The following is a 6,883-nucleotide window of genomic DNA, read 5'->3' on the forward strand; positions in this document are numbered from 1 at the left end:
GTTTAGGGGTAGCCCTACGCAAAAATAGCTCGATGCCAGGATTCATTATTTAAAACAAAAACTCCCAAGCTAGCAATCATGTGAGCTTGGGAGTTTTTGTTTATCTTGAGAATTGTGCTAGTTACGGAACCCACATTCAGCACCCTTAACTGAACTGTCACAATCGGTTATTACGGAAGTTAAAGCTTTGGCTGCTTACACCTATCTGCCCAAAAAACCTTCGATTGACATTTACCCAAAAGATTTGCCTGCACTACCTCCTACCGTTTTTTAGTTCCGTCGAACTCACGTCAGTATTAGTATTTTTGATCCAGTCGAAGTTGCGGTAGCGCTACGTGCCACCGCAACTTCCGAGTGCGTGATCGCCTAAATCGACCGTTACCAAGCACCTGGAATTTCATAATCCGCAACTTGGATTAATAGTGTATGTCTCCATTGTGTGGGAATAGATAAAAGCTGTAATATCAGATAAGCTATTAAGCTAATGTAAATTTGTATAGTAATACCATTGACGTTTTTGGTAATTAATTCGTCACTTTGATCTCCCAATGTTTCAATTCCACTGCGGTTGTAACCCCAAACCAACTCATAAATCCAACTTCGGCTATAGCCTGTGACTACTGCTACTTCTTGTGTACTCATACCTTTGGCTAACAGCCAAATTATCTGGTAATGTGTCCGCAATACTAGTTCTTTGGCTTGGCGATAACCTGTCTCTAACTCTTCCAAACTCAGATGTGGCTCAATTTTGATGATTTTTGGCATTGCGATCGCACTAATTCATGCACCTCTATCTATATTATGGGATTATGGGTGATTTGCCTGACATGATATTAGTCACTAAGCTGATGATGACCTAGTATCCATAGCAATTACTAGTGAGAGTGATAATTGTTGAATCTATTGGACAAATTGCATATTTATTATGTAATTTCTTGTGAATTTTCTTCTGTACTAACTCATTCAATTTATGATAAATTTCTTGAAAGGGTTTTTGTCCGCAGTGAGAACTGGCTTTAGAAAAAGTAGAAATATCTACTTCAAACCCTGTGTTATTTAATCTTTGAAATAAATCTCGCATACTTGTTAAACTGTTATCCAGAGCATACGATAGCCAGCACTCAAAGAATAGACGACTGTTCAATACTGGATAATCGTTTTTTGGCAGACTTTTCAGGATATCTTTGACAGTTTTGGGAAATGAATTTATAATACACAATCAAACTAATATATTTTAAGCCTTCGCCCAAAAATACCATATTTTGGGCTATTTTTATCAGTTATTTCTTAACATTCAACACTTCTGGATTTAAGATACTGGGTTGAATATTGCTTAGTTTAAGGGTTCATCGCCCTCTGCCTGCCGTCCCGTGTTTTTCTCCAGTTGTGGTGCAGACATAATTTGCTTTTGCTGTTCTTGTAGCCAGGTTTCAAAAAGTTCATTCAGCAGGCGCACTTTCATAAATTCATCCAGTTGTGCTGGAATAAATTTTTCCAACCGCAAAATCACAAACCATTCAGCGATGCGGGTAGGAGGCAATATCTGACCTGGTTGACTGCTAGAGAGCATTTGCACCATTACCGGATGTAGTGCATTCAGTTCAATCGGACCTACCAAGCCGCCAGTTTGGGCTTCTGGTCCGAGTGAGTATTCCCGTGCTAAGTCAGCAAAAGAGTTTTCTTTTGCCTGAATCCGGAAGTAGAGTTCTTGAGCAATTCCCACATCCTGGGTTCGTAGTAGGGAATAAATTACTTTGTCCAGTTTTGCCTTGGACTGAAAAAAGTAAGACTCCAGTTTATTACCCCAAGTGGCTTGCTTGAATTTTTCAATTTTTAGCTTGCGAGTGGTAATAACTTCTAATTGATCAAGAGTTAGCCCTTGATATGACATCCAAGCTTGGATCTCTTCTTCATTTTTGAACTGTTTTTCTGCGTAAAACTGCTGTTTAGCTTGGGCTACTTCCTCAGGGGTACACTCTATTTCTACCTTGGCAGAGCGTGAGTTTTGCTCTATGGCCTCATCAATGATCAATTCCCGCTGCAACTGTGGCAGCATTTGGTAACTTGCCAGTAAGGAAATCAGCTCACTAGCTGTGATTGTACGATTACCGATTTGGATCGCTTCAGTCATTAGCTTTCGGGCATCTCAAGAATATCTAGTCTGTTAAAGAAGCTATACCGTAGTCCATTTTCTAGGAGCTTTTGCCTTAATTCTACCGAGTAAGGTATGCTAACCTCACTTTCACAATCATTAAATAGTTACTTGCTAACATACTTAAAAATATACAGTTTATATGAGTTTTTATCAAAGATTCTACGCAAATACGACCAGATGTGAAGACAAGGATAAAGGACAAATGACTAAATTGGTAGCAATGCAGGAGTGTCGGTAGCCCCCGTCTTCTCCCTTTGGGAGAGAGGCCAAGTTTAGGTACTTGTATGAATAAGTAAGCTACGCGCAGTGTCTCGCACCAGAGTATTTAGGTTTTCTTAAGTAGAGTAAGTGGCTGATGATTCCAAGGGCGACGCTCCTACGTCGCTAAAGCTTCTCTACGAGACGCTGCGTGAATGCTATCGAGCATCTAGGGGTCTGTTAAAAGTTTGTTTTCAGAGGTATAAAAAGGCAGCATATTTTATACTGACCTTTTACATGAGGGATTTATGTATCCTACAACCAAAAATTCTTAGGTCTACAACGACTCTAAATAGTTCAAAAGATCCGCCATTTCTTGGGCACTAGGTTGGAATTTTGGCATTGGAGGTGTTTCGCCACTAATCACTTGGTGAATCAGCCCATACCGAGACTTGTGCTTTGAAACACCTTGCAAACTGGGCCCCACTCGCCCATCTGCTTCTAAGCCATGACAACCAGCACAGTTAATTTGAAAGATCGCGTGTCCTTGAACTGAGTTTCCTGTTAGGGATAGAACACTCTTAACGTATGGATCGGAGGCTTGAACCAACTGAACACCAAAAAAGCCCAAAGGGACTGCTAGCAGTATGGCCAGCGTCAATAAAACGATCCGCTGAATCAAAATTTCAGGTTTGGTAATCTGGTTATCCAAAAGGTTTGCGGTGAAAGTCTAGGTGTGCTAAAAAGTTTTCATTTCCTACACATAGCTTAAAAGTTCTTGATTGTGTCTGCAAGCACAGAAGACTATTTTCTTGTGGGCAGTCACCCTCCAAAAAGGCTGTAGGGCGCAGGATTCATACGAAATTTGGTAAAATCAAAAACAGGCAACGAATATTTAATAATTACAAAGAGGAGATTTACAGTGGTTGAACCCCTGCTATCAGGTATTGTCCTTGGTCTAGTTTTCGTCACTCTCGCCGGACTTTTTTACGCTGCATATAAACAATATAAGCGCCCCAATCAGTTGGGGGGATGAAGGAGGAGTGTTCAGTGGTGAGTGCTGAGTCCTGAGTGGGATGAGGGAAAGGGACAAGGAGGACAAGGAAGCAATTTTTCTCCTCCACTCCCTACTTCCCACTCTTCTCATTCCACAATTCTGTAGAAAGTAAGTGATGTGTTGCCGTAAACTTTCTGGCGGCAAATTTCCCAAGCGAGAATCTCTGGCGATGTCCAACCTTGTGAGGCGTGTTCAACTGCGATTTCACCGCTAGGATCTAAAAGTTGATGGTGAGCGATCGCTTCTAATACTGGCTGGTACAATCCACTGGCATAAGGTGGATCAAAGTAAATTCTATCGAATTGCTTGCCTGATAAAGTCTTTAACTGCTGGGTAATATCTCCCCGTAATACCCGAAATTCTTGGTCGGCATTAGCTAACTGCTGCCAATTTTGTTGAATGGCGGCACAGGCTCGGCTCGATTGTTCAATTCCTACTACTAGGCTGGCTCCTCTACACAAAGCCTCTGCGCCCATTGAACCAGTACCAGCGCACAAATCTAGCCAGCGACAACCTGCAATTTCTCCTTGCCAAATATTAAAGACTGCCTCCCTTACTCGTGCACTAGTGGGTCTAGTTTCTTTTCCTGGTAAAGTTTTTAGCTGGCGATTACCGTAAATTCTCAAGCTCATTGGTTATTAGTCATTAGTCATTAATCATTAGTCATTGGTCATTAGTTTTAGACAAAAGACAAAGAACAAATGACAAAAAGAATATTAGGCAGGAATTTTTTCGCGGACTTGAGCAACGAAATTAGACAGGATTTGCAATCCAATATTAGAGGATTTTTCGGGGTGAAATTGTACTGCCATCAGGTTTTCGTGAGCGATCGCAGCTGTGACGGTTTGAGTACCGTGAGTGATAGTTGCTGCACGGATTAGCGGGTCTATTGGGTCAACATAGTAGGAATGGACAAAATACACCCAAGGATCGGACGGTAAATGCTCCCACAAAATACTTTTTGGTTGAGTAACTTCCAGTTGATTCCAGCCCATGTGAGGAATAGTGATGTCAGGTTCAGGACGAAACCGCCGCACTTTTCCTTTGATAATTCCTAATCCTGGTTGAGTACCTTCTGCACTTGATTCAAAGAGAATTTGCAATCCTAAACAAATTCCCAAAAAAGGTTTACCAGATGCGATCGCTTCTTTAATAGGTTGTTCTAAACCACGCGATCGCAGGTGCTGGACTGCTGGATCGAATGCTCCCACTCCCGGTAGGACTATAGCATCTGCCTGCTCTAATTCCTTTGGAGAATAAGTAACATTAGGAGTTGCCCCAGCTTTTTCCAAGCCTTTACAAACTGAGTGCAAATTTCCCATCTCATAATCTACGACCGCAATTACTGGCATTTACCTGCTCCTTGTAAATTTATTATGGAGGGTTTTTCTATTCTAAATAATATTTGTTATGAAGAAAAGAATTCTATTAACTTCTTTTGACACTTGGCTAAAAGATCAACAGTCAAATTCTTCTGATGATTTATTACTTGAAGTTACCAAACTTGAGTTGATACCACATGACTTAACTTTTTTACGCCAGTTACCCGTAGATGTGCAACTTGCCAGTACTCAGGTAATGGAAAAAATTAAGGCAATCCAACCTGATTACATCATCTGTTGTGGCATGGCTGCAAGTCGTACACAATTAAGTGTGGAAGCAGCAGCTAGCTGTGGAGAAAGTATTTTACAGACAGAAGTTGATTTAGAAAAATTAGTGGCGGAAGCAGGAGCAATTCAGATTAGCCACGACTGTGGGAAATTTGTTTGCGAGGGTCTTTACTATTCAGTGTTGGAATACTTAAGCCAAAATCAATTCACGGCACGTTGTATTTTTGTTCACGTTCCGGTTCTCAATCAAGAAAATTTGATGGGGATTCTTGCTGATTTCGTATTAATTGTTAACAATCTGGCACTTTCATCAAGTTGTTAATGTCTGTATGGTGGAAGAAATATCTAAGTATATGTTGCCATTGTTACTAATTTTCCCAATTGCCCAATCAACTCCTGCCACGCTACCACCTGAAGAAGTCGTGCAACCACAAGAAGTACGTCCTTTACCAGGTCAATTGGATACAGTGCCAACCTTTAATAGCAATAGTCCAGAATTGGTTTTGAAAGAAGGAATTTTACTTTCTACCTTTCCACCAGATGGCAAAAAAGTACCAACGGCACATCTGAATTTTCCTTTTCGGGGACGATTTGATATTTTTGCCCATCATGTTGCTAAGGCTGAACCAGCAGAGAATTTGCGAACGCTCTATCTAGGGATAATTTTGCATAACCCTAGTTCGGAACCGGTGAAGGTAAATATTTGGCAAGCAGCGAGTTATTTGAGTCAACCAGATGCACCATTTATTCAATTGCCATCTTTTAGCCAAAATCTTTTAGGTAAAGTTTTTGCCGGCCCAGGCGATCGCGTTATGTCTGATGTACTTAGGGGAATGCGACAAGAGATTTTTCCTGCCCAAATTGAGATTCCACCAAAGCAAAGTCGGATGTTACTAAATTTGCCAATTCCGGTGCAGGGATTGACACCGCCCCTGAATGGTCGGTCTACATTGATCCGACTACAAAGTAATGGCACTGTCTATGCAGCTAGCCTAGCCATGTTTGCACGAGTGAATCCTGATGGCAGTGAGCGATCGCCTACTTTAGAAGAGTGGCAGAATTTACTAGATAATGGTGATTTGGCTGGGCCACGGGATAAAACCCCCACTCCCTTAGAGGGAACTGACAAACCAAGAATTTATGGGCGTGTTGCTGGAGTGGCTGGTGGTTCGCGATGGAAAGCTTTATTAGTAGATAATCCTAAAGCTAAGTATCTAACTATTCCCCAGCCTGGTCAGGTGTTTTCCTACGCTCTGAGTACCCTACATGGCGGTACATTAGGAACTGGTCAAATTCAAAGTGCTACTATGCTAGTGCGCTATCCTGACACCGCATATCGCGCTCATGGCAACTATGGAATTCAATATAATCTCAAGTTGCCGCTATACAACAATACTCAAAATACTCAAACTGTTAGTGTGTCCATACAAACCCCACTCAAGGAGGATCAATTAATCAAACCAGGGTTACGCTTTCTGAGTACACCAGCCCCTCAAGTATTCTTCCGGGGAACGGTGCGGGTACGTTATAAAGATGGTCAAAATCAGCCGCAAACTCAGTTTGTACATTTAGTGCAAAAGAGAGGTCAAGCAGGGGAGCCGTTAGTTTTATTAAATATAAAAGCTGGCGATCGCTCTTTAGTAGAAGTAGACTTTCTTTATCCACCAGATGCTACACCACCGCAAGTATTAACAGTCTCAACTCAAGCTGAACCTCGGTAATGAGTTATGGGTAATAGATAAGGGCTTTTCTGCAATTACCTGTTACCAAAAAATAATTAAAGCCTATTCTAAAGCTTTTCATCCTAACAGGACTTACGCAACTGTCACAAGCGATGGTGCGGCGCAGCCGCACCGAGCGCCA

At 41.6% G+C, this 6,883-nt stretch carries 7 protein-coding genes and 3 pseudogenes; 3 read left to right on the top strand and 7 right to left on the bottom strand.

The genetic code is table 11. The features are described from left to right. Window positions 1-417 precede the first annotated feature (417 nt). The 5 genes and pseudogenes from HWQ44_RS09400 to HWQ44_RS09420 all read right to left on the bottom strand — a co-directional run. Window positions 418-534, bottom strand: a pseudogene (locus HWQ44_RS09400) (IS4 family transposase); the annotation flags it as partial. A 27-nt stretch (window positions 535-561) separates the two neighbouring features. Further along, window positions 562-765: pseudogene (locus HWQ44_RS09405) on the bottom strand (helix-turn-helix domain-containing protein); the annotation flags it as partial. Between the two features lie 77 nt (window positions 766-842). Next, window positions 843-1,213: pseudogene (locus HWQ44_RS09410) on the bottom strand (IS4 family transposase); the annotation flags it as partial. A gap of 120 nt (window positions 1,214-1,333) precedes the next feature. After that, window positions 1,334-2,131 (bottom strand): peptidylprolyl isomerase, encoded by a 798-nt coding sequence (locus tag HWQ44_RS09415; RefSeq protein ID WP_292717866.1) that lies wholly within the window; start codon window positions 2,129-2,131, stop codon window positions 1,334-1,336. A gap of 559 nt (window positions 2,132-2,690) precedes the next feature. After that, window positions 2,691-3,065, bottom strand: coding sequence for a cytochrome c (locus tag HWQ44_RS09420; protein WP_292717868.1), 375 nt, complete (start codon window positions 3,063-3,065; stop codon window positions 2,691-2,693). 210 nt (window positions 3,066-3,275) lie between these two features. Here HWQ44_RS09420 and petG point away from each other — a divergent pair, with 210 nt between their 5' ends. Beyond that, window positions 3,276-3,389 carry a cytochrome b6-f complex subunit V gene (petG, locus tag HWQ44_RS09425; RefSeq protein WP_063721252.1) on the top strand — a complete coding sequence of 38 codons (114 nt, stop codon included), beginning with the start codon at window positions 3,276-3,278 and terminating at the stop codon, window positions 3,387-3,389. 107 nt (window positions 3,390-3,496) lie between these two features. On the opposite strand, the gene rsmD is transcribed toward petG, so the two are convergent. After that, window positions 3,497-4,042 carry a 16S rRNA (guanine(966)-N(2))-methyltransferase RsmD gene (gene rsmD / locus HWQ44_RS09430; RefSeq protein ID WP_292717870.1) on the bottom strand — a complete coding sequence of 182 codons (546 nt, stop codon included), beginning with the start codon at window positions 4,040-4,042 and terminating at the stop codon, window positions 3,497-3,499. A gap of 84 nt (window positions 4,043-4,126) precedes the next feature. After that, on the bottom strand, window positions 4,127-4,762 hold the full coding sequence (gene hisH / locus HWQ44_RS09435; protein ID WP_094352505.1) for an imidazole glycerol phosphate synthase subunit HisH: 636 nt from the start codon (window positions 4,760-4,762) through the stop codon (window positions 4,127-4,129). A gap of 58 nt (window positions 4,763-4,820) precedes the next feature. Between hisH and HWQ44_RS09440 the strand changes: the two genes are divergently transcribed. Both HWQ44_RS09440 and HWQ44_RS09445 read left to right on the top strand, forming a co-directional pair. Beyond that, complete coding sequence (locus HWQ44_RS09440) at window positions 4,821-5,342, top strand: peptidase C15 (protein ID WP_292717873.1); 522 nt, start codon at window positions 4,821-4,823, stop codon at window positions 5,340-5,342. A 31-nt stretch (window positions 5,343-5,373) separates the two neighbouring features. After that, complete coding sequence (locus HWQ44_RS09445; RefSeq protein ID WP_292717875.1) at window positions 5,374-6,741, top strand: DUF3370 domain-containing protein; 1,368 nt, start codon at window positions 5,374-5,376, stop codon at window positions 6,739-6,741. Window positions 6,742-6,883: the final 142 nt, after the last annotated feature.

Origin of the sequence: Nostoc sp. JL34, assembly GCF_017114945.1 — a bacterium.
Lineage (GTDB): Bacteria > Cyanobacteriota > Cyanobacteriia > Cyanobacteriales > Nostocaceae > Nostoc.

Coding starts and splice junctions, on each gene's coding strand:
- HWQ44_RS09440 (WP_292717873.1), top strand. CDS start 4,821: ATGAAGAAAAGAATTCTATTAACTTCTTTTGACACTTGGCTAAAAGAT.
- rsmD (WP_292717870.1), bottom strand. CDS start 4,042: ATGAGCTTGAGAATTTACGGTAATCGCCAGCTAAAAACTTTACCAGGA.
- HWQ44_RS09445 (WP_292717875.1), top strand. CDS start 5,374: ATGTTGCCATTGTTACTAATTTTCCCAATTGCCCAATCAACTCCTGCC.
- hisH (WP_094352505.1), bottom strand. CDS start 4,762: ATGCCAGTAATTGCGGTCGTAGATTATGAGATGGGAAATTTGCACTCA.
- HWQ44_RS09415 (WP_292717866.1), bottom strand. CDS start 2,131: ATGACTGAAGCGATCCAAATCGGTAATCGTACAATCACAGCTAGTGAG.